A 24,239-nucleotide genomic window follows, 5' to 3' on the forward strand; every position below is an offset into this window, starting at 1 on the left:
GCGTGCCCTTTCCCCTACCTGCTTGCCAATCGCGCAAGAGTGACCAACACTCTGGCGATACAAAACAACGGGGAGACCACCATGAGAGTTACGTCATTACTGTCCGCCGCACTGCTGCTGTCGAGCACGGCACTGGTGAGTGCAGAGACACTGAAATGGGCGCGCGCCGGCGATGCACTGACGCTTGATCCACATGCCCAGAACGAAGGGCCAACCCACACCATCCGCCACCAGATGTACGAACCGCTGATCATTCGCGACACGACAGGCACGTTCGAACCTGCGCTCGCGACCGAATGGGCCCCCAAGGAGGATGACCCGAATGTCTGGGTCTTCAAACTGCGGGAAGGGGTGACCTTTCATGACGGTGCGGCCTTCACCGCCGAAGACGTCGTGTTCAGCTATGAGCGCGCCAAGCAGCCCAATTCGGACATGAAAGAGCTGATTGGCTCGATCACTGAGGTCCGCGCGGTGGATGATTTCACAGTCGAAATGGTCACCGACGGGCCAAACCCGATCCTGCCCTCCAATCTCACCAACCTATTCATCATGGACAAGGACTGGACCGAGGCGAATGACACCGTGAACGTGCAGGATTTCGAGGGCGGCGAGATCACATTCGCCACCACCAACGTGAACGGCACCGGCCCCTATGTACTGACCAGCCGCGAGCCTGACGTCAAAACCGTCATGACCAAGAACGAGGCCTACTGGGGCATCGACCAGTTCCCGCTGGACGTGACCGAGATCGTCTATACCCCGATCCAGAACGCCGCGACCCGTGTGGCTGCGATGTTGTCGGGTGAGGTGAACTTCCTTCAGGACATGCCCGTGCAGGACCTTGAGCGTGTGAATGCTGCTGAAGGGCTCGTTGTCAAACAGGCCCCGCAAAACCGGGTGATCTTTTTTGGGATGAATCAGGGCGCGGATGATATCGAGGCCGACAATGTCGACGGCAAGAACCCGTTGGCGGATGTGCGCGTCCGGCAAGCGATGTCGATGGCGATGAACCGCGATGCGATCCGCCAGATCGTGATGCGCGGCCAATCCGAGCCTGCGGGCATGATCGCACCACCCTTCGTGAATGGTTGGACCGCTGAAATGGACGCGGAATCCTCCACCGACATCGAAGGTGCCAAGGGGCTGATGGACGAGGCGGGATATGCCGACGGCTTCTCGATCCGGCTCGACTGTCCCAATGATCGCTACATCAATGACGAAGCGATCTGTCAGGCCGCCGTGGGGATGCTCAGCCAGATTGGCGTCACCGTGAACCTCGATGCCAAACCCAAGGCGCAGCACTTCCCGCTGATCACCGACGGCAAGACCGACTTCTATATGCTCGGCTGGGGCGTTCCGACCTACGATTCCGAATATGTGTTCAACTTCCTTGTGCACAGCCGTGAGTCCGACATCGGCACGTGGAACGGTACGGGTTATGCGAACCCGGATCTGGATGCCAAGATCAAGTCGCTGGCCTCAAACACCGACCTTGAGGCACGCAACGCCGACATTGCTGACATCTGGCGGGTCGTGCAGGACGAACAGCTGTACATCCCGCTGCACCACCAGGTGCTGAACTGGGGCATGGCCGAGGGTGTGGGGATCGAGGTTGATCCTGAGGATCAGCCAAAGGTGAAGTACATCACGATGAACTAGATTGGATGAAATAAAGAACTAGAGAGGGCGGTGCCGACGGTGCCGCCTTCTTTTGTTTGCGGCCGCTATGCGGGACGAAGCGGGCTTTCGCTGCGGCTGCGCGAATGTCGGTTTTCGGTTTCACGGCCGTTCCAGTCTCTGAACCAATCAGGTTCACTGCGTGAAGTGGTCGTGGATCGCACCATCGCCCCTACTTATTCTCAACATTTGGCTTCTATGGTGTGCATCTGTAGAAACGAACCCGCATGTTTCCGAACTTATTCATCCAGACTTGGGGCTGTGTGAGAACCGCCAGGTAGGGGCTTTCGGTTCGATTTATCTGTAGAGAGCTTCCCGAACTTTGACTGAAGAAGGTCTCTGAGCTTGGGCTTATTCGTTTAAGCGAGAGGGACTCAAATCCGATAGTGTTTGCATCTATCCATTTCAGAGTTTTATTATTTGAAGGTTCTTTGCCCTCTGTGAGTGAGGTGTCTTCGTAAACACTGTAAAAAGCGGTTTCCTCGCAACTCCAGGTTTCCAGGGCCATTGCAGGAAGCGCTGTTATCACCGTAAAAAAAACGACAGAAATGGTGCCTATAACCGTTCCATTTGATCTTTGAGCTTCATCTACTTTGTGACCGTTCATCGCGCGCGCTTTTGATAAACCACATCTATGTTTGAAAGGGCGAGCAAGTGTTTTCCCTGCTCGCCCTTCCGCTTTTGTTTCTAGGCTCTAAGAGCAGATCTACTAATTGCTGGTTGCCGTAACCCGATAAATTTCTCCTTCGTCAGTCGCGACATAGAGCGCGTTATCAGGTGCCATTACCAAACCACGGAAACGCTTTGAAAAGTCGAGCGGCATGCGGGTAATCCCATTGATGCCCAAACCGTCGGGTGTGATTGACACCATATCGATCCGCTGACCAATTGGGGTACCCCCAAAGCCAATGCCAAGGACACCGGTCGCAAGGCGGCCTTCATAGATCCCCCAGTTCTCGCCCTTCAAGAATGCGGCTGACGAGGTGCCTTGTGACCAACCATTGTTGTTCCAGGTTGGTGGCATGAGGTCTTCAAAGCGCGTGTCACTCATTGGCATGTAGGAGGCGCGAACAGCTGGATCCATTCCCTCCATTTGCTCCGGTTCGTACCCGCAGTACTGGTCAGGGCACGCGCCTCTTCCCGCGGTATTTTCTTGCGGATCCCACCCAGCGTTTCCGCCGTTTACAAGTGCGGTGATTTCATCACTGTGCCATGGTCCGTGCTCTGCTGTGAACGCCTTCCCATCGCTGGGGCGGAAGTCGATTCCCTGCACGTTGCGGTGACCATACGTGTAGATGCGCTTGTCAAATCCAGCAGGTGGGTCGTTGTCGGGATGGGCGTTTCCATCCGTATCGACACGCAGTACTTTGCCACAAAGCAACTCAGGGGATTGCGGGCAAAGACCTCTGTGGCGGTCACCACCAGCGACCCAAAGATACCCACCCGGACCAATACGAACACGCCCGCCATTGTGAGCGCCAGGGCCGCCAAAGGGTTGGTTGGACTCGAACGGTTTGTACTGAATGTCAGTAACAATATCTGTTCTGTCAGCCACGCTGCTCATGTCTTCAGTCAACGTGAGACGCATGACAATGTTCCCGTCACAGCGTTCGTGGTTCGTTTTGCACCCTTCGCCGTGATATTTGTTGGATGTTGATGCGACGTACAGGCGACGGTTCTGATCGAAGTTACGATCGGCAGCGACGCCCATCATACCCGCCTGACCTTCACAGAAAAGGTCTGAGCCGGTCCCGGCATATCCTTCAGAGCCGCTCATTCCGTAAATATTGGTCACCGTTCCATCTGAGGAACGCATTGACAAACCTTTGCATTTTTCTGTGAAAAACATCGTGCCGTCAGAACGAATGGACATGTCCCAAGGCGATTCAAGACCTTCAAGGACGGGCGTCGCTTCTATTACAGGAATGTCCATGCCCTGCGCCGATGCGACGGAACCAGCCATGATAAGGGCCGCCACCGCAGACACGGCTCGTGACCCACATATTGAATACTTCATAGTAAACTCCTCCCATTCCAGTCTTTGCAATTAAACTGATTGTACTGATACTTACTCGTATTTCGCGTCCTTCAAATAAACGGCCAAGTGTTCAATTTCTTCGTCTGATAGCGGCTTGGCCATCATGATCATAAGCGGCGAGTTCGGGCCAAATTTTTGCCCTGACCTGTAAGCTATGAGTTTTTCGCGTGTGTATTCGACCGTGTTGCCGGAGACTTTAGGATAGCTTGATGCCCCTTTGCCTGCCGGCCCATGACAGGCGTGACAAGACTCATGATAACGCTTGTCGCCCGCAGCCGCATCGCCCGCGGACGCGCCGCCAGAATAAACGCACATGACTGCGAGTGATATTGCACCAATGAATTTTGGCATATTCCCCCTCGCTTTTCAGGAATGGTACGCGAGCGTGGTTTTGAGTCAACTCTGAAGTAGGGGAGCGCTAGACGCTTAACTGGGTGAGTTGGACTTTATCGTCGGAGGCATCGGGTAAGACCGAGTGTTCAGTCCCGGCTTCTTGTTGATCGGTCCGACCCCGAATTCCGTCCAAACCGACCATTCGTGTGTCTTACAGCATTCGACACCTTGGGCTCTAAACCCGCCATTCGCTCCACTTCACCACCCGCCCCTGCCCCTTCCCTTTTTGCGCGCACTCCGCTCTAGTGGTCACACCTTCACGCCCGCGCCTCAAAGGAAAGGATGCCCATGTTCCGCTACATTCTCCCCGTTGCCATCAGCCTGTCTGCCGCCCCCGCCTTGGCCGAAACCTTCAAATGGGCCGAAACGACAGACCCGCAAACCATGGACCCCCATGCGGTCAACTCCGCTCCCGTCCTGGGCTTCTTGAACAACGTCTATGAAGGCCTCGTGCGCCGCGGTAAGGACATGGCTATCGAGCCCGCGCTTGCCACAGCCTGGGAGCCGATTGGCGAGGGCGAGGGGTGGCGCTTTACCCTGCGCGAGGGGGTGACCTTCCATGACGGGGCTGCGTTCGACGCTGACGACGTGATTTTTTCCTACCAGCGCGCCAGCAATGAATCCTCCGACACGCGCAGCTGGTTTGCGCCCGTCTCCGAGGTGGTCAAGGTCGATGACTTTACGGTCGACATCATGACCTCCGCCCCCAACCCGATCTTTCCCGACAGCATCGCCAACTGGATGATCATGGACAGCGGATGGGCCGAGGCCAACGCCACCACACTGCCCGACAAGGAAAACGGCAACTACGCCACGCTCAACACCAATGGCACGGGCGCCTTCCGCGTGACCGACCGCCAGCCGGGGCTTACAACCGTGCTCGAACCCTTCGACGGCTGGTGGGACGAGGCGACCCACAACATCACCCGTGCCGAGCTGACGCCGATCCAGAACCCGGCCACGGCTGTGGCGGCGCTGCTGTCGGGCGATGTGGATCTGATCAACCCGGTGCCGATTCAAGACACCGCTCGGCTGGCGGCCAATGATGCAGTCAAGGTCATTCAAGGGATTGAGGCGCGGGTCATCATGCTCGGCTTCCCACACGAAGCGGCGACGCTGAAATATTCAGCCGAAACCACGGATGCGAACCCGTTTGCAGACGCCCGCGTGCGCCGTGCGGTGGCCCAGGCCGTGAACGTGCCCGCCATCCTGCAAACCATCATGCGCGGCAATGCCGAGGCCGCCAGCCAGCTGGTCAGCCCCGCCATGCGCGGCTTTTCGACCGATCTGGCCGAGCGCCCTGCCTATGACGTGGACGCCGCCAAAGCGTTGCTGGCCGAGGCAGGCTACGAGAACGGCTTTTCCTTCGGGCTGAAGTGCCCCAACGACCGCTATCTGAACGACGAGGCGGTGTGCCAAGCGATCACCGGCATGTTGGCGCAAGTGGGGATCACCGCCGTGCTGGATGCGATGCCTGTGCAAAACTACTGGCCCGAACTGCGCGAAGACAACTACGATATGTACCTGCTCGGCTGGTCGCCCGGCACGTTTGACGCCGAACACCCCATCCGTTTCCTCGCCGCGACCCCGAACGATGAAAAGAAGCTGGGAAGCTGGAACTTTGGTGGTTATTCGAACGCCCGGGTGGATGAACTGCTGCCCCTGATCCAGTCCGAGATCGACGATGCCAAGCGTCAGGCCATGCTGGATGAGGTGACGCAGATCCTGCAGGACGAGGTCGCCTATGTGCCGCTCTATGTGCAACCCTTGGTATGGGGCGCTCAGGCGAATGTTGAGCTGACACAGCGGCCCGACAACTTCTTCATCCTGAGGTGGGTGACCGTGAACTGAGGCAGGATATCTGCGTGTCGAAAAATGGGAGCGGGTGCAATGCGCCCGCTTTTTTATCGGTTTGCGCTGGTGGGTATGGCGGCTTAGAGCGTAAACTGCTGAATGCTGCGGGATAGCGCATGTCTGGTTCACCGAAGGCAGTCCAAAACGTCCCAACACCTGACGTGGCGATACAACAAGAATTTTCCGAGATCTCGGCCGAAACGACTCCGTTTAGGTCGCCAGCGAGCCGAAAACCTCTTCGAATGTTTTCTCCTGCATATCAAAACCCAAAGGCTGCACCTTCCCCTTCTTGATGAATGATCCAGTGGGGTACCGGGAAAAGACAACATCATAAATTCTGTCAGCGCCCACATCAGGTCGTGCGAAGAACAAACTCCTGAAAGGTCTTAGCCAAAAAGGCATCCCGTCTCCGGCAGTCATTTTTGTCTTGTTCGGACCGGGAGTGACACTCACAACATTGATGGATGACCAGCCGTGCTTCTTTGCCAAAAATGCGCCCGCATGTGTCAAAGCTGTCTTGGAAACCATATACGATCCGAACAGTTTCCTCATTTTCGTTGGATTGAGCAGCGTACTGACATCCAGTGACTTAGCAGACATGTCGTCCGAGACCACATTCACCACGCGGGGGAGTTCTGATTTGATTAGGAGTGGCCGCAATCGCAGCATAAGGTCGATAGGGGCGAGCGCATTGACCTCGTAATGCATTTCGTTTCCCTGTGGTGAAAGTTGAATGTCGGGCAGCAGAACACCGGCATTGTTGATCAAGACGTCCAACCGCTCTGATGCGGCGTTTATCTCTTTACACAGTCTTGCGCGATCTTTCGCATCAGCTAGGTCCCCGACATATATGCGTTCCAGCGACGCCGTAATATCACCGAGGTCCGCCAAACGATCCATAAACCGGACAATCAACGAAACGCTGTGGCCTTCTTCGACAAGACGTCTGGTCAACAACATGCCCAAACCCGAATGCCCGCCTGTTATCAAGATCTGCATATTTCTCACATCTAATCAATGATCAGATTAAATTTAATCAGTGATTAGATGTGCAGTCAATGCTACAAGTTGCTATGACCAAGCAAGATTATCATCATGGCGAACTTCGCGATGCGCTACTCGACGCGGCCCAAGCGCGCCTTTGTTCCCAATCGCTCGAAACTTTGTCGATGAGAATGCTTGCAAAGGACGTCGGTGTTTCACCCGGTGCCCCGTACCATCACTTCAAAGATAAGTCGGCATTAAGGCTCGCACTCTGCCAACGCGGTTTCGATCAACTATCCAATGATCTGGACAAGTATCCGGCGCTCGATGGAAAAATCAAAGCCTACTTCGCGTTTGCCGTTTCAAACAGAGCTCTGTTTGAGCTTATGTTCGCACCGCAAGCTACGTTTGGCCATTCGGCAGCCAAACTGCATCCCCATGCAGCACCGGTTTACAAGTGCATGGAAAAGGCGTTGGACGACGATTTCCCATCTGCAAACGAGCATAGCGCAATCGCTGTATGGGCTTTTTTGCACGGGACGGCTTTGCTCCTTGCGGCTTCCCCAATTACTATGAAGTTGGGCGAAAAGAACCCTTTGGATTTTGTCATCGGATTTGTGGAAAGGCTTCGGAGTGACTGAAGCCTTCGATCGGGCTTCCAATGTCACCAAAAAACTCCAAAATTAACCGAAGCAGAATTGCTGAACATGCCAAAACCGATGCGTTCTGTTTGGCTGGGTCAAAGAAGGCTTGGTCGTTCCTAAGACAAAAAGCCGACCTCGGCGCGGCCGCAGCAAAAGTCCGTTTTGTTCGACCAGCAGCCCAACACCACACACCATCCCCTGCAACTCAGCTTCCGCTCACGGCACCCTGACCCGATCAAACCGCAACATTTTCAATCCGCCCCCACATTTACCCCAACCTCCACCTTGACCCCGCCGCCTACTCCCTGTCTGCTTGCTCCATGCTCGCCTATATCATCCAACGCGTTGGCCAAAGCGCACTTGTCCTGCTGATCGTCGGGCTTGTCGCCTTTTCGATGTTCCGCTTTGTGGGTGACCCCATCGACAACATGCTTGGGCAGGAACGCACGCAGGAAGATATCGACCGGCTACGCGGCCAGCTTGGCCTCGACCAACCGTTCGTCATGCAATACGTGAAATTTCTGGGCGGTGCCGTGCAGGGTAATTTCGGGGTCAGCTATCGCCAAGGGCGGCCTGTGTCTGAAATTCTGCTGGAACGTGCGCCCGCGACGCTGGAATTGGCGGCCGTGAGCGGGTTTCTCGCCATTTCCATCGGGATTGGGCTCGGGGTTTTCACCGCCATCAGGCGCAACGGGATCACGGCCAACGTGATCATGTCCGCCTCGCTGATCGGAGTGTCGCTGCCCACCTTCCTGATCGGGATCTTGCTGATCTACCTGTTTTCGGTCGAACTGGGCTGGCTGCCCAGTTTCGGGCGGGGAGAGACAGTGCAGGTGGGCGGGTGGTCCACCGGGTTTTTGACCGAGACGGGCCTCAAGGCGTTGATACTGCCGTCAATCACCCTCGGCCTCTACCAGATGACGCTGATCATGCGGCTGGTGCGTTCGGAAATGCTCGAGGTGCTGCGCCAGGACTACATCCGCTTTGCCCGCGCCCGTGGTCTGCGCGAACGGGCGGTCAACTTCCGCCATGCGCTCAAGAACACGCTGGTGCCGGTGATCACGGTCACGGGGTTGCAACTGGGCAGTATCATCGCCTTCGCCATCATCACCGAGACGGTGTTTCAATGGCCCGGTGTGGGCCTGTTGTTCATCAACGCGATCCAGTTCGTCGACATACCCGTGATGGCCGCCTATCTGATGCTGATTTCGGTCATGTTCGTCGGCATCAACCTGATTGTGGATCTGCTCTATTTCGCCATCGACCCGCGCCTGCGGGTGGACCGGACCGGAGGGCACTGAGATGGTCGACACCCCCCTGCCCCCCGACGCGCCCATCGCGGTCAAGGACCCGTCACGGCTGCGCCTCGCACTGCAATCAGACTTCATCTACCAGTTCAAACGCTCGCCCGTGGCCGTGGTCAGCTTTGCCATCACGCTGCTGCTGGTGCTGAGCGCGATATTTGCCCCCCTGATCGCGCCATACGACCCGTTCGATCCCGGCTCGCTCAACCTCATGAACGGGTTTTCCGCCCCCATGACCCCCAATGCCTTCACCGGCGATAGCTTTTGGCTGGGCACCGATGATCAGGGGCGGGATGTGTTTTCCACCATCCTCTACGGCATGCGCATATCGCTGTTTGTCGGTGCCGCTGCGGTGGCCTTCGCCATGGTGCTGGGCATCACTCTGGGCTTGCTCGCAGGCTATGTCGGCGGCTGGACCGAGACGATCATCATGCGCATCGCAGACGTGCAGCTGACCTTCCCGAGCATCCTCGTGGCGATGCTGATCTTTGGCGTGGCCAAGGGGGTGACGCCGGTGGAGTACCGCGATCAGATGGCGATCTGGGTGCTGATTATCGCCATCGGCCTGTCAGATTGGGTGCAGTTCGCGCGCGTTGTGCGCGGGGCCACACTGGTCGAAAAGAACAAGGAATACGTGGCCGCCGCCAAGCTGATCGGGCGGACCGGGCCTGCGATCATGATGCGCCACATCCTGCCCAATGTGCTCTCGCCCGTCTTGGTGATCGCGACGATTTCACTGGCTCTTGCGATCATTGCCGAGGCCACGCTGTCCTTCCTCGGCGTCGGCGCACCCCCGACACAACCCTCGCTTGGCACGCTCATCCGCATCGGCCAGGGCTTCCTGTTCTCGGGCGAGTGGTGGATCCTGCTGTTCCCCGCGCTGACGCTGCTGACCCTGGCGCTGAGCGTCAACCTGTTGGGGGATTGGCTGCGGGATGCGTTGAATCCGAGGCTCAGATGACCCCCACCCTCTCCATCCGCAACCTCACGGTCGACATCCCCACGCGCCATGGCACGCTGCGCCCGGTGCAGGACGTTTCCTATGACATCGCCCAAGGGGAAATCCTCGGGGTCGTCGGCGAGTCCGGCGCAGGCAAGTCCATGGCCGGGAACGCGGTCATCGGCCTGCTCAACCCGCCCGCCCATATTGCTTCGGGTGAAATTCATCTCAACGGCACGCGCATCGATCATCTGCAGGGCGATGACATGCGTCGCCTGCGCGGCCAGCAGATCGGGATGGTGTTTCAGGACCCCCTGACCTCGCTCAATCCCCTGCTCAAGATCGGGGACCAGTTGACCGAAACGATGCTGGCCCATCTCGACATCAGCCAGTCGGAGGCGCGCAAACGGGCCATCGCGGCGCTGGAAGAGGTTGGCATTCCGGGTGCCGCCCAAAGGGTCGACAGCTATCCGCACGAGTTTTCGGGCGGCATGCGCCAGCGGGTCGTGATCGCGCTGGCCCTGTGCGCCGAACCGAGCCTGATTATCGCCGACGAGCCGACCACCGCGCTCGATGTCAGCGTGCAGGCGCAGATCATCGCGTTGCTCAAGCGGCTTTGCCGGGATCGCGGAACGGCCGTCATGCTGATCACCCATGATATGGGTGTGATTGCCGAAGCCGCCGACCGGGTGGCGGTGATGTATGCAGGTCAACTGACCGAGTTGGGGGCGGTGCGCGATGTGCTGACGGCGCCGCTCCACCCTTATACGGACGGGCTGATGGGCTCGACCCCGCTGGCCTCGCGCGGCAAGGCGCGGCTGCACCAGATCCCGGGCGCGATGCCGCGACTGGATGCGCTGCCTGATGGCTGCGCCTTTCATCCCCGCTGCCCGCGCGCGCAGGCCGATTGCGTGCGCAACCCCGGCCCAACCCTCAGCGATGGTCAGGGCCGTGCCGCCTGTTTTCATCCGCTTGTGCGCGAGGATGTCGCCTGATGGCCTTGGTAAGTGTGACCAACCTGACCCGCATCTTTGATGTTTCCAAACCGTGGCTGAACCGGGTGATTGAGCGCAAACCCAAGGCCATGCTGACGGCGGTGTCGGACGTGTCCTTCGATATCGAAGAGCGAACGGTCTACGCGCTGGTCGGCGAGTCCGGGTCCGGCAAGTCCACCATTGGCAAGATGCTGGTGGGGCTGCTCGCCCCCTCGACCGGGTCCGTTGATATCCGGGGCGTTGATCTGGCCCGCGAAACCGATGCCGCCAAGATCGACGATGTGCGCGCCGATATCCAGATGATCTTTCAGGACCCGTTCGCATCGCTCAACCCGCGCTGGCGGGTGCGTGATATCATCGTCGAACCGGTGGCGGCGCGGGGGGGCGAGACCAGAGGACTGGCAGAGCGGCTGCTGGAACAGGTCGGACTGGCGGCGCGCGACGCGGGCAAGTTTCCGCACGAATTTTCGGGCGGTCAGCGCCAGCGGATCTGCATTGCGCGGGCGCTGGCGTCCGAACCCAAGCTGATCGTCTGTGACGAGCCGACCAGCGCGCTGGATGTCAGCGTGCAGGCGCAGGTGCTGAACCTGATGAGCGATCTCAAGGACGAGTTTGGCCTGACCTATCTGTTCATCAGCCACGATCTGACAGTGGTGCAGCACATGGCCGACAAGATCGGAGTGCTATATTTGGGTCGGCTTGTGGAAGAGGCGGACCCGGACACGCTCTTTGACACGCCCAAGCATCCCTATACCCAAATGCTGTTGGCCGCGGCCCCGCAACTCGATGGGTTCGGACGTGAGGTGGCCCCGCCTACGGGTGAAATCCCCGATCCGATCAACCCGCCGCCCGGCTGCGCTTATAATCCGCGCTGCCCGCTGGCGGCCGACATCTGCCGGACCACCCGACCCGAGCTGCGCCGGGTGGGGAATGCGCGGGTCGCCTGCCACATGGTGGACTAGCGCGCCATCTTGAACGACAGTGCCCCCGCCAGCGCGGTGAGCGCGACGAGTACACCGACCGACAGCGCCCAGCCCTGTGCTTCGAACACGCGCCCGATCACGAAGGCACCGCTGATCCCGCCGACATAGTAGCTTGCCAGATAAAGGCCATTGGCCGCCGCGTGGTCATGCGTGGCCGTGCGTCCCACGTAGCTGGTGGCGACCGATTGAGCGAAAAACAAACCCGCCCCCACCAATGCCAGCCCGATCAGGAACAGGGTCAGCGAAGGCGTCAGAAGCAACACCAATCCCAAGAGCGACGCAATAATCGAGCCATGAAAGCTGGCCCGCGCGCCGTAGCGTTTCACCGACGCCGCCGCGAGCGGCGTGGTCAGGATAGCAGGCACAAAGACGAAATAGACGAAGCCGATATAGGTCTGGGGCAGTGCAAACGGCGCCTCGGACAGGATGAAATTGGCGTAGGTGAAGGTCGCCACGAACACGAACAACAGGATAAACCCGATCGCGACCATCGCGACGAGCTTGGCGTTGCTGAGGTGGTCTTTCCACGCCTCCACCACTGATCCGGCATCCTGCGCATGATTGCGACGTGCGCCGTCCTTGCCACCCAGATAGAGATACGCCGCAAGCGCACCCGCGAGGTTGAGCATGGCAAAGCCGTAAAAACTTTCGGGCAGACCGATATTGTCCGCAATGCCCGAGGCCAGCAGCCGCCCGAACAGGTTCGACGCCACATTGCCCGTAATATAGGCCGCCATCGCCCCGCCTACGGCTGTCAGCGAGCACTCTTCGCTCAGATAGGTGAGCGTCAGGGTGAAGGCGGCGGACATGAACACACCTTGGGCCACGCGCAGCAGGGTAAATGTGGTCAGATCAGGTTGCTGGGCCAACAGCATCGTGGGCACGCTTAACAGTGCCAGACACATCCAAATGCCGCGCCTGCGGTCGATCTTGCGTGCAAACAGCGCTACGATCAGGCTGGCCGCTGCCATTCCGATGGTCGAGGCGTTGACCGCAAAGCCCATGGCCGCGGGGCTGACCCCGTATACCTCGACCAGTGTAGGCAACAGGGCCTGCGAGCCGAACAGGTCGATCAGCGTCAGAAAGGCGATCAGCGCGATCATGGTCGAGCGGCGGATCACCATCTGCCGCGTTTCGGGGGACGTCTCCGCCAGCGCGGGGGCCATGCCCGTCATCGAGGCGGCGGGATCGGGCATGGCCGTCATCGCTTACCCTCCGTGGCTGCCATGGGCCAGAGGGCCGACGCGCTCGACCCCCTCCACTTCGGACGCGGGTTCAACCACACCGAAATAGATGACCGCAGGCACATCACCGGTGTTTTCCCACCATGCCTGCGCACCGCCCGCGACCGTAGATCCGCTGCGGGTTGCCAGGACCTTAGGGTCCGAAACGCTGTACTCGGTCACTTCACCTTCCCAGACGAAACTCTGGATCGGCTCACCAGGAGCGGTAAAGCTGGCAAAATTTCCGCCAGGTTCAATCGTGGTGCGATAGGTGCTGAGCACCCACCCCTCGCCCGTACCGTCGCCAAAGTGGGTGCCGATATTGACCGCACCCAATAGTGCATGTTCGACCCCCTGATCATCCGGCAATTTCACATCAATACCGGCAGGTACCGGTGCCACTTCCGTGGACGCATTGTTCGGCGCATAAACGTCGAAGGCGATCAGATGCACTGTTTCTTCGCTCTCGTTCAGCCACCAGTGGGCCAATTCGCCCTCTTCCAAGGCAAGGCCGCCGGTGTCGTGCAACACGCGATCCTCCGCGGTCGAGGTGTATTCATAGATCTGACCCGACAGGACGGTGAAAACGGCGGGGCGGTTCGCGTGATCGTGGATCGGCACGATGCCCTTGTCGTTGATCGTCCAGAACCGGGTGCGCAGATTGCGCCCGGCGAGTTCCGCGATCCCCTCCTCGGAAAGTGCGGTATCACCCAGCACCTTATTGGAGATGTCGCGCGCCTGGCTCGGCCCCTCGAGACCATAAAGCACCTTGGTCTTGAGCCCGCCCATGTCGAACGCAAAAGCCGTCGTGCCGAGCGCCGCGATCGCGAGCCCGAGTGTCATCGTCCGAATTGTCATGATTTCAATCCTTTCTGGATTTCAGCTCGACCGCGTTGCCCCCGTGCGGGGCCCCGAAGTCATCGAAAAACTCACGCAGGTTGAGCGTGCTTTCCTTTTCGATCTTGTCGAAATTGGCCGCCAACCAGCGATCCGCATGTTCGCGACCCAGATCACGCATGTGGATCAGGAAAGCCCATTCGGAGTTCATCTTCGAGGACGCATCCAGCGCTAGCATGTCGTCGCAGCCGTCGATCATATGCATATTCATGCGGCGGTATTCGTTGTCCGACAGCGCCCCGTCCTCGATCAGACGGTGGATCAGATCAATGGTGCGCAAATCACGCAGAAGCGAGGCGTTGAACGTGATCTCGTTCACCCGGTTCTGGATGTCGCGCGCGCGGCGCGGCGTGCCCGGCCGCTTCAGCGGGTTGATCTGCACGATCACGATATCCGAGGACGGGGAATGATCAATAAACGGAAACAAAACCGGATTACCCATGAACCCGCCATCCCAATAGGGCGTGCCGTTAATCTCGACGGCCTTGAACATGGACGGCAAACAGGCCGAGGCCATGACCACGTCCAGCGTCACCTCTTCGCGGTGAAAGACGCGCGCCCGACCGGTTTCGACATTGGTGGCCGAGATATAAAGGCCCATGTCCGAACAGTTGGCGACCTTGTCAAAGTCGATGAACTCCTCGACCACATCGCGCAACGGGTTCAATCCCAAAGGGTTGAGGTCATAGGGCGAGGCCATGCGGCTCATCATGTCCATCATCGCATAGCCGGGGTTCAGGTCGAGCGACCATGATCCCATGATTTTCTCAAACGCCGTGCGCTGAATGGGGCTGGCCTGCCCCGCGACGCTGACGGCGTGCCAGAAGTCTTCGAGGGCCTGGCGGGCCCCGGCGGCCCCACCGTCATACATGCCTTGGGTGGCGACGACCGCGTTCATGGCCCCCGCCGAGGTCCCGCTGACCCCTTCAATCCACAGACGGTCCTCTTCAAACATCCGATCCAGCACGCCCCATGTGAACGCACCGTGCGATCCACCCCCTTGCAGGGCGAGGTTGATGGACTTCTCATGCCGCTTTGAACGACCGTTGGTCTTGGACATGGTCTGTCCTCCTATAAGGGCGCGGTTCATGTTTAGTGGGCGACCCAGCCACCATCGACGGGCAAGGCGGTGCCGGTCATCGAGGCCGCAGCATCGGTGGCAAGGAACGTACATAGCGCCCCAAGCTGTTCAACGGTCACGAATTCCTTGGTGGGTTGGGCCGCCAGAAGGACGTCGCGTTTGACCTCCTCCTCGGTGATGCCGCGCGCCTTGGCGGTGTCGGGGATTTGTCCTTCGACCAGCGGCGTCAGCACATAGCCCGGGCAAACGGCGTTGCAGGTCACGCCGTGTTCCGCCGCCTCAAGCGCGACGGTCTTGGTCAGACCGACCACGCCATGTTTGGCCGTCACATAGGCGGATTTATAGGGGGAGGCGACGAGGCCGTGAGCCGAGGCCACGTTGATGATCCGCCCCCATTTGCGTGCCTTCATCCCCGGCAGTGCGGCGCGGATTGTGTGAAAGGCCGAAGACATGTTGATCGCGATGATCGCATCCCACTTTTCCAGCGGAAACTCTTCGATGGGGCCGACATATTGAATGCCCGCATTGTTCACCAGAACATCAACCGCGCCAAATTGCTTTTCGGTCTGGGCCACAAGATCGGCGATCTCATCGGGTTTGGTCATGTCCGCGCCGTGATAGGCGACGGTGCCGTCGGCTTTGGAATCAAGTTCGGCCCGCGTGGCCTCGATCTCGTCCGCGTCGCCAAACCCGTTGAGCATGATGTTCATGCCTTGGGCGGCAAAGGCTTCGGCAATGCCGAGCCCGATGCCGCTGGTGGATCCGGTGATGATGGCGGTGCGTGTCATGGCGAGGTCCTTTTCGAAATGCTGCAATGCGGAAATGCGCTATTGGACCCTATTTACGCACGGTTATCCTTCGCTGCAATGCGGCATGAGAGCGGATCGCAACCACGTGACGGATTCCGCCGACTGTTACCGATTCTGCGATAGAATTTGCCCGGTTTTCGAAAGCCGACCGCAGGCTGGTGCCAAATGTTACAGCACCGTGCCCGCGTTCGGCCCAACATCAAGACGGATGATGTGATCGGCCATCGCGCTGCCGAAATACTGGCGCACAAGCGGGTCGTGGCCCGGAACGATCAGTTCCGGCGCGCTTGCCAGCTTGCGCAGCGTGTCGAACCCGTCGAGCATGTCCTGAAGGTCGACCACTATGGGAAAGGGTTTGCGCGCCACAAAGTTCTCGTAGAAATGCGCGGCATCCGAGGCCAGCACCATCCAGCCTGCGCGCGTGCGCACCCGCACCGCCTGCAAGCCCCGCGAATGGCCCCCGATGCAATGCACCGTGATCCCATCGGCAATCGCGCCCTCGCCGTCATGGAAAGTCACCTTGCCAGCATAAAGCCGCGTGACGGCCTCGCACACATGTGCCGCCGTAAACGGCATCCGCAACGCGTCATGGCACATGCACGGCCCCGTAGCATAGGCCATCTCGGCTGCCTGCAGATGGATGTGTGCGTTCGGAAACAGATGCAAGCCGCCTGCGTGGTCATAATGCAGGTGCGTGACGATAATCTCGGTCACATCCTCAGGCGTCAGGTCAAAGGGTTTAAGCGCCTCGACAGGGTTCAGCCGGATGGGCCGCCCGCGCGCCGTGGCTTCCTCAGCATCATAGCCGGTGTCCACAAGGATCACCCGCCCCGCCCCCCGGATCAGCCACATGTAGTAGTCCATCGCATGCGACGCGTCGTGATTGTCGTCAAAGATGAAGCTGTCGGCCCGCGTACGCGCATCCCGGTTCGCGTATTTGATCGCATAGACCTCCCATTCAGTGCTCATCTGTCGACCCGCGCGTAGGTTTTCAGGGTCTTGTTGGCGACCAAGTCGGCGATCTTCGGGCCGCATGCGGCGTAGTGCGGCATGGTCTGGTGCGCCTCGAACGCGGCCAGATCATCGTAGAGTTCATATAGGAACACCGTGTCTGGCAATTCGGGGTCCGTGCAGACGTCGAACTGGCGGCAGCCCGGTTCATCCCGCATAGAACTGCGTGCGTTTTCAAGGATATGGGGCATGAAAGCCTCCATCTGACCGGGCTTGATGTCGAACACGACGGTGACGGCATAGGGCATGATCTGATCTTTCCTTTTGGGTCCCGTCAAAAGCGGGCCTTTCATTGCGCATACATTAATGTATACGTTACCGCGTAACACAAGGCGAGTCGCTTTGATCAATCCTAAGGCCAAAGGGGACGTGCGCCATGCAGAACTCATTTGATATCGCGGTTTTTCAGGGGGATGGGATCGGCCCCGAGATCATGGCCCCTACGCTGTCCCTGCTCGATCACCTGGCGGCGGGGAAATACGCGCTGAACTTTGTCGACGCACCCGCAGGGGCGGCGCATTACGCGCGCACCGGGGAAAGCCTGCCCGCCGCTTCGATGGCGGTGGCGCGCGCCGCGGACGCCATCCTGCTATCGGCGATGGGACTGCCGGACGTGCGTTATCCCGATGGCACCGAGATTTCGCCCCAGATCGATCTACGCAAGGCGCTGACCCTGTTTGCCGGTGTCCGCCCGGTCACCATCCGGCCCGGCCAACCGACGCCGCTGGCGCTCAAAGACGGCCAAACCGTCGATTTCGTCCTGATCCGTGAAAGCACCGAGGGGCTGTTTCACACGCAGGGGCGGGGTGAGGTCACGCAAGATGAGGCCCGCGAGACTCTGCTGATCACCCGCGCCATTTCCGAGCCGCTGTTCAGGTTCGCCTTTGACCTCGCCAAAGCCCGCAAGGCCGCAGGACGCGGGCCGGGAAAGGTGACTTGCGTGGATAAGGCCAACGTGTTCCGCGCCTTCGCCTTTTTCCGCGAGATGTTCGATGCCGAAGCCGCCAAGCATCCCGATATCATCGCCGATCACGCCTATGTGGATGCAACCGCACTATGGATGGTCGAACGCCCGTGGGCCTTCGACGTGATGGTGACCGAGAACATGTTTGGCGATATTCTGTCCGATCTTGGCGCGGGGCTTATGGGCGGGCTCGGGCTCGCACCTTCCGCCGATATCGGGGCCGATCACGCGGTGTTCCAACCCTGCCACGGCTCGGCCCCCGACATAGCGGGGCAAGGGGTCGCGAACCCGATGGCGATGATCCTGTCGGCGGCCATGATGCTGGAATGGCTGGGCGGGCGGCACGACATGCCGGACATGGTGGCGGATGGGGACCGACTGCGCGCCGCCGTCGAGGCGGTGATCGCAGCGGGCAAAGTGGCCAGCCGGGACTTGGGCGGCAGCGCGGGCACAAGCGAGGTCGCGGACGCTGTGCGCGCAGCCCTCACATGACGATCCGGATCGCTTGCGTCGGGGCAGGCTATTTCAGCCAGTTCCACTACGGCAGTTGGGCGCGCATGGAGGGCGTCGAGGTGGTCGGGGCTTGCGATCTGGACCTTGAGGCCGCCCGCGCCACAGGCCTGCCCGCTTTCGACGATCTGGGCGCAATGCTGACCCAGACCGCGCCGGACCTGTTCGACATCATCCTGCCCCCGCCGGCCCATGCCCAAACCATCCGCGCGGCCCTCGTGGCGGGGATCAAATGGATCATCTGCCAGAAGCCGTTCTGCACTGACTTGGCCGAAGCGCAGGCTATCGTGGCCGAAGCGGATACTGCAGGGGCGCGCCTGATCGTGCACGAAAACGTCCGCTTTCAGCCGTGGTATCGCGCGATCAAGGACGCACTCGACACAGGCGCAATCGGCAAGGTCCTGAACGCGACTTTCCGCCTGCGCCCCGGCGACGGGCAGGGCCCGCGCGCCTATCTCGACCGCCAGCCCTATTTTCAGACGTTGGAGCGGTTCTTGATCCATGAAACCGCCGTGCACTGGGTGGATACCTTCCAGTACCTCTTTGGTCCCGCCACGGCGGTCTATGCTGATTTGCGGCGCATCAATCCCGTGATCGCGGGCGAGGATGCAGGGCATGTGGTGTTTGATCACGCCTCTGGCGTGCGGGCGCTGTTCGATGGCAACCGGCATCTGGACCACGCCGCCGACAACCACCGCCGCACCATGGGCGAGGCATTGATCGAGGGCACTCAAGGCACGCTCGACCTGCGCGGCGATGGATCGGTGTGGTTGCGGCTGTTCGGGCAGCCGGAGGCGCAACAGATCCTGTCCGCTGACCTGCATGATGCCTTTGGCGGAGACTGTGTGCATGCGCTGCAATCCCATGTGATCGGGGCCATGCGGCACGGGACCACCCTCGAAAATGAGGCGGGCTCCTATCTGGATGTGATCCGTATCAAGGATACGATCTATGCCTCGAACGCCGCCGGACGCAAACTGCCAATCGAAAGGGTGACCTGATGGGGGCCATCAGCAACGTAGAGCGGGCCGTCGCAGCCCTGCGCCAGATGATCTTTGCCGGAGACCTCACCCCCGGATCAGACCATCTCGAAACGGAACTCGCCGAAAAGCTGGGGATGTCGCGCACGCCCATCCGCGAGGCTGCCCTGATGTTGCAGGCGCAAGGGCTGGTCGAACTGCGCCCGCGTCGAGGCATCCGCATCAGCCCGGTCTCGGCCCAGGACATGAGCGACATCTACGATATCCTGACCGAGCTTGAGAGCCTCGCCGCCGCCCGCGCGGCTGAGGCGGGCTACTCGGCGGCCGACCTTGAGACACTGGCGGCGGCCATCGCGGATATGGACGCCTGCCTGAAGCAGGATGACCTGCGCGGATGGGCCGAGGCCGATGATCGGTTTCACCGCGAATTGGTGCGTTTGGGGCGCAATGCGCGCCTGAGCATGATCGTCTCGGTGATGCGCGATCAGGTGCGCAGGGCACGCGCCACGACCCTGTTCATCCGGCCCAGACCCGCACAATCAAACGCGGATCACCGCGCCGTCTATGACGCCATTGCCCAAGGGGACGCCAGCCGCGCCCACGACACCCATCACGCCCATCGACGCCAGGCGCGCGATATGCTGGTCGCCCTGCTCGACAAGCACCAGTTTCACGGATTGTGAGACGCCTTCAGGCGGTATGCAATTTGGTCAGGTCCTCGGACCCACGGCGCAAGGCCGGCAGATAGTCCACCAACTCAGCCAAGGTGCGCCGCTGCATGGGCGCGTGGGCGGACAGGGTCGCAAGCAACTTGCCATGCCCATCCCAGACCGGCACGGCTATGGCTGTCATACCTGCCATGAACTCTTCATTGTCGGTGGAGTAGCCACGCTGACGCGTCGCCTCCAGCTCGGCCTTGATTTCGGCCAGACCGGTAAGGGTGGCGGGCGTCGGTTGTTCCAGCGGGCGGGCCGTCAGGATCGATTCCAGAATATGCGGGCGCAAGGTGGACAGATACATCTTGCCGCTGGCCGTGCAGTGGAACGGGACCTGGGTGCCGATGGGCAATTGAATGCGCAGCGGCCATTCGGTTTCGACCCGGTCAAGATATGTCATCCCCTCACGGTCAGGCGTGGCGAGGTTGCAGGTCTCGCCGATCTCTTCGGCCACACCGCGCAGGATAGTCAGACGGGCGGTGCGCAGATGCTCGGATGACATCGTAGACACAGCAAGCGCGCGCAGCCGCGCACCGGGTCCATAGCTGCGTCCATCCAGATCGCGTTGGAGGAACCCCTCGGCCTCGGCCGTCTGCAACAGGCGGTGCACGGTGGGCTTGGGCAGCCCGAGGGCCTCGATCAGATCGACAGGCTTGACGGCCACCCCGCGCTTGGCCACCTCTTCCATCACCATCAGCAAACGCAGGTTGGTGGGAATCTGGTGTTCCTTGCGAGGGCGGTGATCGTCAGGCATGTCTCATTCTATCACAGATGCAGCGCTTTATCTTTCTGGCAAGAGCATCAGCGCCAGTTCGGGGGTCAATGCGACAATAACCCAAACCGAGATCAACGCCACCAGATAGGGCAAGATGTAGCGGAGCAGCTTGAAATACGGAACCCCCGTCACACCTGACGCAACGTAGAGGTTGAGCCCATATGGCGGCGTGATGAAGCCGATGGAAGCGCCCACCAAGAAGATCACCGAGAAGTGGATTGGATCGACCCCGACCGTGGCCGCGATCGGTGCAAGGATCGGCGCGAGAATGATCGTCACCGGCAGGGATTCAAGGATCATCCCCGAAAAGAACACGATGACCATAGAGGTGAACAAGACTGCGTAATAGCCGCCCATGCCTGTCACAAAGCCTCCGATGATCTCTTGCGCGCCGAGGGCCGACAGCACCTGCTGCATCGCAATCGAAATCGCGATCAGCGGGGCCAGAATACCGGTGATCTGGGCGGAACGGACGACGATGGAGGGGATCTGGGGGATGGTGAAGCCTTCGACCACGAACATCTCGCCATAGCCTTTTTCGTTCACATCCCGATCCGAGTCCCGCTTCATCATCTTGTTGAGCGGATAGCAAATCAGCCCCACGATGATACAAAAGCCGACCGTGACCCCTGCCGCTTCGGTGGGAGAGAATTTGCCGGTGTAGATGCCCCAAAGCACTAGCCCGATGGCAAAAAAGCCGAGCCACGCACCGAAGGCGGTCTTGAGCACCCGGTTGATCTGCAGCGGGATCAACACGCCCCAGCCGTTCAGGCGGCAAATGATCCAGGCCGCGAACTGCATCCCGAACACCATCAGCGCACCGGGAATGATCCCGGCCACAAACAGGTCCGAAATCGGAAGGTTCATCAGGAAGCCGTAGACGATAAAGATGATCGAGGGCGGGATAATGATCCCGACCGTACCGCCCGCAGCGGCCGTGGCCGCGCTAAAGCGTTCGTCATATCCGCCCTTGACCATTTCGGGGTGCAACATCGAACCGATGGTGGCTGTGGTGGCCGAGTTCGACCCCGAAATCGCCGCGAACAGACCGCAGGCTCCGATGGCCGCCATCGCCAGACCGCCGCGCAGCCAGCCAAGGCAGGCATAGGCAAAGTCTGATAATCGTTTGGCAATGCCCGATACGTTGATGAGGTCCCCCGTCAGAATGAACAGCGGCATTGCCAGCAGGGCAAAGCCCTTGTTGAAGGTGTTGAGCAACTCGTTGCCCGTGTTGTCCAGTTGCAGGCCCAGTACCAGGCTGCACCCGACCGTCCAGTAAAAGATGACCAGCAGCACCGGCGTGCCGAGCATGAACAGCAGGGTCACAGCGATTGAGATCAGGGTGATCCAGGATCCATCAGTCATGTCAGGTATCTCCCCCGATGACGGCCTGTTCGATCAGGGGCCTGCCATTGCGATAGTTGTCATAGTCTTCGAACAGGTTTTCGATCACACGGCCCGCCATCACGATAAAGGCGATGGGCACGGTGATGATGAACCACCACTGCATAAACCCATCGGTGCCCAGAACGATCTGAAAGTTGGCGGAGGAGTTGGCTGCGATGCGCGCGGTCGTGGTCATGCAGATCACGCAGAACACCAGCCACAGCACGGCGTCCATGCTCAGCACCACAAGCTGCGCGCGCGCAGGCATGTTGGAGCGGAATTCGGAAAAACTCAGATGGGTGCGCAGCTTGACGTTAAAGGAGCATCCGAACCAGACCATAACCATGAAGATAAGCGGCGGAATGGTGGACGACCAGGGCGGCTGACCGCTCAGCACAAAGCGCTGTATGACCCCGGAAAAGATGATCCACGCGATAATAAGGTAGGCGTAGATGATGATTGTACGCTCAAGGTGGCGGTCCAGCAACGGCATGCGCTTGAACAGAAAGGCCATCAGCCCCCCGGCAACCACCGTCAGGATCGCAAACGCAAGATACGCACCATCCGTGCGCAGCGCGTTCGTCATTTCAAATGAGTCGTTTGTGAGGAACGAGGCAAAGACCCCGATCGCTTCTGCCCAGACTGACATCTGGCCTCCCCCTGTCTTTGCGCCTGTGCCGCCATGTATGAGGCGGTCCCATCACACCCGTTGATGGGTGGATTTATGTGACATGGACCGGCCCCTTGGGGCCAGTCCACTGATCTTGTGCTAATTTTACGCCTTCCACCAGCGGCGGGGTTCGACATTTTCTGCCAACGTGTGCGGGTTCTTGCGCACTTCGTCGTAGATGTCCTGGTAGGTGTCGATGCCACCGGCCCAGCCGTTGATCCGCTCGCGCCAGTCTTCCCACAGTTGGGGCTGGAACTCGGGCGAACACATCTCTTCGGCCATCTTGATCTGGTCGTCGGCCAGAAACACGTTGCGCACGTTGTTCTGTGCAAAGATCGTGTTTGGCAGTTGCGGATCAGAGTGACCCACCGTGTTGACCAGGGCAGCTTCGTTGGCGGCCTGCACGTGAACCTGAGCAAGGTAGGACGATTCCATCACCGCATCCTGCAACTCACCATCAAGGCCGTCGAAGACAGAGGCGTTCATCGCCGTGTGCTCGGTGCCGCAGAAGAAGCGCAGATCAACCGACTGGCTGACCACGGGCGACATGTTGGCGTATGCCACGGCCGAGGCCCATGTTTCCGCACCATCAATCAGGCCCTGCTTGAGACCATCAAGCGTTTCTTCCCACGCGACCGGAACAGGGTTCAGGTTCAGGGCGTTCATCGCGATGCGGCCCAACTGCGTACCCGTCACGCGGTTCTTGGTGCCAAACAGCTCTTCGAGTTTGGTGATTGTTGGCTTGTCTTCCCAACCCAGACCCATCTGGATGCCGCGCAGTTCGGCGTGGCTGAACAGGAATTTCAGGCCATGACGCTTTTCGAAGGGCTCGCGCAGGATGCGCTGTGATTCGGGGCTGTAGAGGAAATAGTACTGATCAGCCCGGCTGCGGAACATGTACGCATAGTCCAGAACGTTCAGATATGGCGCGCCACCGGCAGAGTTCTGAGTGGAGGCGGCATAGATGTCGACGATGCCCTGCTGGGCCTTTTCAACACAGCTCAGCTGACCACAAATCTGGTTGTCGCCGATGAACTCGATGCGGATTTCGCCGTCTGTCCGGCTTTCCAGATCGCGGGCGAATTCCAAGGCACCTGCCCGTTCAATCAACAGGTTACGCTGGTTAAAGCCAGCAGCGCCGAACTTGAGCGTGTGCTTGGCAGGCTTTGCAAAGCGCTTTTCATATGTGGACTCAGCCGCCGCTGCGAGGTTGGCGAGGCTCATCGCGCCACCAAAACCGCCCGCCGCCAAAAGCGTCGAGCTCATGCCGTAACGGCCAGCCACTTTGAACAAATCGCGGCGTGAAATGCCGCCAAGTTTGTTTCCTACTCCCATGCTATCCTCCCTGATGCACATTATTGAGACGTTTTATCTCAGAAAATGCTAGCGCAGAGAGATCAATCTG

23 protein-coding genes are annotated in these 24,239 nt (G+C 59.6%); 10 read left to right on the plus strand and 13 right to left on the minus strand.

From position 1 onward, the window contains the following. Positions 1–81: 81 nt before the first annotated feature. Positions 82–1,659 (plus strand): ABC transporter substrate-binding protein, encoded by a 1,578-nt coding sequence (locus Q0908_RS02920; protein ID WP_299280943.1) that lies wholly within the window; start codon positions 82–84, stop codon positions 1,657–1,659. A 727-nt stretch (positions 1,660–2,386) separates the two neighbouring features. Here Q0908_RS02920 and Q0908_RS02925 read toward each other — a convergent pair. Continuing rightward, positions 2,387–3,610 (minus strand): PQQ-dependent sugar dehydrogenase, encoded by a 1,224-nt coding sequence (locus tag Q0908_RS02925; protein WP_299280944.1) that lies wholly within the window; start codon positions 3,608–3,610, stop codon positions 2,387–2,389. Between the two features lie 135 nt (positions 3,611–3,745). Beyond that, the gene (locus tag Q0908_RS02930; RefSeq protein ID WP_299280945.1) at positions 3,746–4,066 is read right to left on the minus strand and encodes a c-type cytochrome; all 321 of its coding nucleotides are present in this window, start codon (positions 4,064–4,066) and stop codon (positions 3,746–3,748) included. A gap of 330 nt (positions 4,067–4,396) precedes the next feature. Here Q0908_RS02930 and Q0908_RS02935 point away from each other — a divergent pair, with 330 nt between their 5' ends. Further along, positions 4,397–5,959: an ABC transporter substrate-binding protein gene (locus tag Q0908_RS02935; protein ID WP_299280946.1), complete on the plus strand. Its 1,563-nt coding sequence runs from the start codon at positions 4,397–4,399 to the stop codon at positions 5,957–5,959. 213 nt (positions 5,960–6,172) lie between these two features. On the opposite strand, the gene Q0908_RS02940 is transcribed toward Q0908_RS02935, so the two are convergent. Continuing rightward, complete coding sequence (locus Q0908_RS02940) at positions 6,173–6,961, minus strand: SDR family oxidoreductase (RefSeq protein WP_299280947.1); 789 nt, start codon at positions 6,959–6,961, stop codon at positions 6,173–6,175. A 74-nt stretch (positions 6,962–7,035) separates the two neighbouring features. On the opposite strand from Q0908_RS02940, the gene Q0908_RS02945 reads away from it, so the two are divergent. The 5 genes from Q0908_RS02945 (at position 7,036) to Q0908_RS02965 (ending at position 11,791) form a co-directional block, all read left to right on the plus strand. Then, on the plus strand, positions 7,036–7,587 hold the full coding sequence (locus Q0908_RS02945; RefSeq protein WP_299280948.1) for a TetR/AcrR family transcriptional regulator: 552 nt from the start codon (positions 7,036–7,038) through the stop codon (positions 7,585–7,587). Positions 7,588–7,910: 323 nt separating this feature from the next. Beyond that, complete coding sequence (locus tag Q0908_RS02950) at positions 7,911–8,891, plus strand: ABC transporter permease (protein ID WP_299280949.1); 981 nt, start codon at positions 7,911–7,913, stop codon at positions 8,889–8,891. A gap of 1 nt (position 8,892) precedes the next feature. Continuing rightward, positions 8,893–9,855, plus strand: coding sequence for an ABC transporter permease (locus Q0908_RS02955; RefSeq protein ID WP_299280950.1), 963 nt, complete (start codon positions 8,893–8,895; stop codon positions 9,853–9,855). Continuing rightward, entirely contained in the window at positions 9,852–10,829 is a 978-nt protein-coding gene (locus Q0908_RS02960) for an ABC transporter ATP-binding protein (protein WP_299280951.1), read from the plus strand. The genes Q0908_RS02955 and Q0908_RS02960 overlap by 4 nt, the downstream gene beginning before the upstream one ends. Further along, positions 10,829–11,791: an oligopeptide/dipeptide ABC transporter ATP-binding protein gene (locus Q0908_RS02965; RefSeq protein WP_299280952.1), complete on the plus strand. Its 963-nt coding sequence runs from the start codon at positions 10,829–10,831 to the stop codon at positions 11,789–11,791. The genes Q0908_RS02960 and Q0908_RS02965 overlap by 1 nt, the downstream gene beginning before the upstream one ends. Here Q0908_RS02965 and Q0908_RS02970 read toward each other — a convergent pair. The 6 genes from Q0908_RS02970 to Q0908_RS02995 form a co-directional block, all read right to left on the minus strand. Next, positions 11,788–13,017, minus strand: a complete 1,230-nt coding sequence (locus Q0908_RS02970; RefSeq protein ID WP_299280953.1) for an MFS transporter — start codon at positions 13,015–13,017, stop codon at positions 11,788–11,790. The genes Q0908_RS02965 and Q0908_RS02970 overlap by 4 nt on opposite strands. A gap of 3 nt (positions 13,018–13,020) precedes the next feature. Continuing rightward, a complete protein-coding gene (locus Q0908_RS02975) occupies positions 13,021–13,893 on the minus strand; it encodes a cupin domain-containing protein (protein ID WP_299280954.1) in 873 nt (290 codons plus the stop codon). A 4-nt stretch (positions 13,894–13,897) separates the two neighbouring features. Further along, entirely contained in the window at positions 13,898–14,992 is a 1,095-nt protein-coding gene (locus Q0908_RS02980; protein ID WP_299280955.1) for a patatin-like phospholipase family protein, read from the minus strand. Between the two features lie 32 nt (positions 14,993–15,024). Then, positions 15,025–15,801: a 3-hydroxybutyrate dehydrogenase gene (locus Q0908_RS02985; protein ID WP_299280956.1), complete on the minus strand. Its 777-nt coding sequence runs from the start codon at positions 15,799–15,801 to the stop codon at positions 15,025–15,027. A gap of 189 nt (positions 15,802–15,990) precedes the next feature. Continuing rightward, complete coding sequence (locus Q0908_RS02990) at positions 15,991–16,791, minus strand: N-acyl homoserine lactonase family protein (protein WP_299280957.1); 801 nt, start codon at positions 16,789–16,791, stop codon at positions 15,991–15,993. Next, the gene (locus tag Q0908_RS02995; protein ID WP_299280958.1) at positions 16,788–17,081 is read right to left on the minus strand and encodes a putative quinol monooxygenase; all 294 of its coding nucleotides are present in this window, start codon (positions 17,079–17,081) and stop codon (positions 16,788–16,790) included. Before Q0908_RS02995 ends, Q0908_RS02990 begins: the two co-directional genes overlap by 4 nt. A 128-nt stretch (positions 17,082–17,209) precedes the next feature. Here Q0908_RS02995 and Q0908_RS03000 point away from each other — a divergent pair, with 128 nt between their 5' ends. The 3 genes from Q0908_RS03000 to Q0908_RS03010 are packed head-to-tail and all read left to right on the plus strand — an operon-like array spanning position 17,210 to position 19,970. After that, positions 17,210–18,289 carry an isocitrate/isopropylmalate family dehydrogenase gene (locus Q0908_RS03000; protein WP_299280959.1) on the plus strand — a complete coding sequence of 360 codons (1,080 nt, stop codon included), beginning with the start codon at positions 17,210–17,212 and terminating at the stop codon, positions 18,287–18,289. Further along, entirely contained in the window at positions 18,286–19,308 is a 1,023-nt protein-coding gene (locus Q0908_RS03005) for a Gfo/Idh/MocA family oxidoreductase (RefSeq protein WP_299280960.1), read from the plus strand. The genes Q0908_RS03000 and Q0908_RS03005 overlap by 4 nt, the downstream gene beginning before the upstream one ends. Then, positions 19,308–19,970 (plus strand): GntR family transcriptional regulator, encoded by a 663-nt coding sequence (locus Q0908_RS03010; protein WP_299280961.1) that lies wholly within the window; start codon positions 19,308–19,310, stop codon positions 19,968–19,970. Before Q0908_RS03005 ends, Q0908_RS03010 begins: the two co-directional genes overlap by 1 nt. A 7-nt stretch (positions 19,971–19,977) precedes the next feature. Here Q0908_RS03010 and Q0908_RS03015 read toward each other — a convergent pair whose 3' ends face one another. From Q0908_RS03015 to Q0908_RS03030, 4 genes are all read right to left on the minus strand, one after another. Beyond that, on the minus strand, positions 19,978–20,757 hold the full coding sequence (locus tag Q0908_RS03015) for an IclR family transcriptional regulator (protein WP_299280962.1): 780 nt from the start codon (positions 20,755–20,757) through the stop codon (positions 19,978–19,980). A gap of 27 nt (positions 20,758–20,784) precedes the next feature. Next, a complete protein-coding gene (locus Q0908_RS03020) occupies positions 20,785–22,143 on the minus strand; it encodes a TRAP transporter large permease (RefSeq protein ID WP_299280963.1) in 1,359 nt (452 codons plus the stop codon). Position 22,144: 1 nt separating this feature from the next. Next, entirely contained in the window at positions 22,145–22,813 is a 669-nt protein-coding gene (locus tag Q0908_RS03025; RefSeq protein WP_299280964.1) for a TRAP transporter small permease subunit, read from the minus strand. Positions 22,814–22,939: 126 nt separating this feature from the next. Then, a complete protein-coding gene (locus Q0908_RS03030; protein ID WP_299280965.1) occupies positions 22,940–24,169 on the minus strand; it encodes a TRAP transporter substrate-binding protein in 1,230 nt (409 codons plus the stop codon). Between the last annotated feature and the right edge of the window lie 70 nt (positions 24,170–24,239).

It is taken from the genome of uncultured Tateyamaria sp., assembly GCF_947494755.1.
Taxonomy (GTDB): domain Bacteria; phylum Pseudomonadota; class Alphaproteobacteria; order Rhodobacterales; family Rhodobacteraceae; genus Tateyamaria.

Bases quoted from the DNA above. Each gene is read 5' to 3' on its own strand.
- Q0908_RS02920 (WP_299280943.1), top strand. From the start codon at position 82: ATGAGAGTTACGTCATTACTGTCCGCCGCACTGCTGCTGTCGAGCACG.
- Q0908_RS02925 (WP_299280944.1), bottom strand. From the start codon at position 3,610: ATGGACATTCCTGTAATAGAAGCGACGCCCGTCCTTGAAGGTCTTGAA.
- Q0908_RS02930 (WP_299280945.1), bottom strand. From the start codon at position 4,066: ATGCCAAAATTCATTGGTGCAATATCACTCGCAGTCATGTGCGTTTAT.
- Q0908_RS02935 (WP_299280946.1), top strand. From the start codon at position 4,397: ATGTTCCGCTACATTCTCCCCGTTGCCATCAGCCTGTCTGCCGCCCCC.
- Q0908_RS02940 (WP_299280947.1), bottom strand. From the start codon at position 6,961: ATGCAGATCTTGATAACAGGCGGGCATTCGGGTTTGGGCATGTTGTTG.
- Q0908_RS02945 (WP_299280948.1), top strand. From the start codon at position 7,036: ATGACCAAGCAAGATTATCATCATGGCGAACTTCGCGATGCGCTACTC.
- Q0908_RS02950 (WP_299280949.1), top strand. From the start codon at position 7,911: ATGCTCGCCTATATCATCCAACGCGTTGGCCAAAGCGCACTTGTCCTG.
- Q0908_RS02955 (WP_299280950.1), top strand. From the start codon at position 8,893: ATGGTCGACACCCCCCTGCCCCCCGACGCGCCCATCGCGGTCAAGGAC.
- Q0908_RS02960 (WP_299280951.1), top strand. From the start codon at position 9,852: ATGACCCCCACCCTCTCCATCCGCAACCTCACGGTCGACATCCCCACG.
- Q0908_RS02965 (WP_299280952.1), top strand. From the start codon at position 10,829: ATGGCCTTGGTAAGTGTGACCAACCTGACCCGCATCTTTGATGTTTCC.
- Q0908_RS02970 (WP_299280953.1), bottom strand. From the start codon at position 13,017: ATGACGGCCATGCCCGATCCCGCCGCCTCGATGACGGGCATGGCCCCC.
- Q0908_RS02975 (WP_299280954.1), bottom strand. From the start codon at position 13,893: ATGACAATTCGGACGATGACACTCGGGCTCGCGATCGCGGCGCTCGGC.
- Q0908_RS02980 (WP_299280955.1), bottom strand. From the start codon at position 14,992: ATGTCCAAGACCAACGGTCGTTCAAAGCGGCATGAGAAGTCCATCAAC.
- Q0908_RS02985 (WP_299280956.1), bottom strand. From the start codon at position 15,801: ATGACACGCACCGCCATCATCACCGGATCCACCAGCGGCATCGGGCTC.
- Q0908_RS02990 (WP_299280957.1), bottom strand. From the start codon at position 16,791: ATGAGCACTGAATGGGAGGTCTATGCGATCAAATACGCGAACCGGGAT.
- Q0908_RS02995 (WP_299280958.1), bottom strand. From the start codon at position 17,081: ATGCCCTATGCCGTCACCGTCGTGTTCGACATCAAGCCCGGTCAGATG.
- Q0908_RS03000 (WP_299280959.1), top strand. From the start codon at position 17,210: ATGCAGAACTCATTTGATATCGCGGTTTTTCAGGGGGATGGGATCGGC.
- Q0908_RS03005 (WP_299280960.1), top strand. From the start codon at position 18,286: ATGACGATCCGGATCGCTTGCGTCGGGGCAGGCTATTTCAGCCAGTTC.
- Q0908_RS03010 (WP_299280961.1), top strand. From the start codon at position 19,308: ATGGGGGCCATCAGCAACGTAGAGCGGGCCGTCGCAGCCCTGCGCCAG.
- Q0908_RS03015 (WP_299280962.1), bottom strand. From the start codon at position 20,757: ATGCCTGACGATCACCGCCCTCGCAAGGAACACCAGATTCCCACCAAC.
- Q0908_RS03020 (WP_299280963.1), bottom strand. From the start codon at position 22,143: ATGACTGATGGATCCTGGATCACCCTGATCTCAATCGCTGTGACCCTG.
- Q0908_RS03025 (WP_299280964.1), bottom strand. From the start codon at position 22,813: ATGTCAGTCTGGGCAGAAGCGATCGGGGTCTTTGCCTCGTTCCTCACA.
- Q0908_RS03030 (WP_299280965.1), bottom strand. From the start codon at position 24,169: ATGGGAGTAGGAAACAAACTTGGCGGCATTTCACGCCGCGATTTGTTC.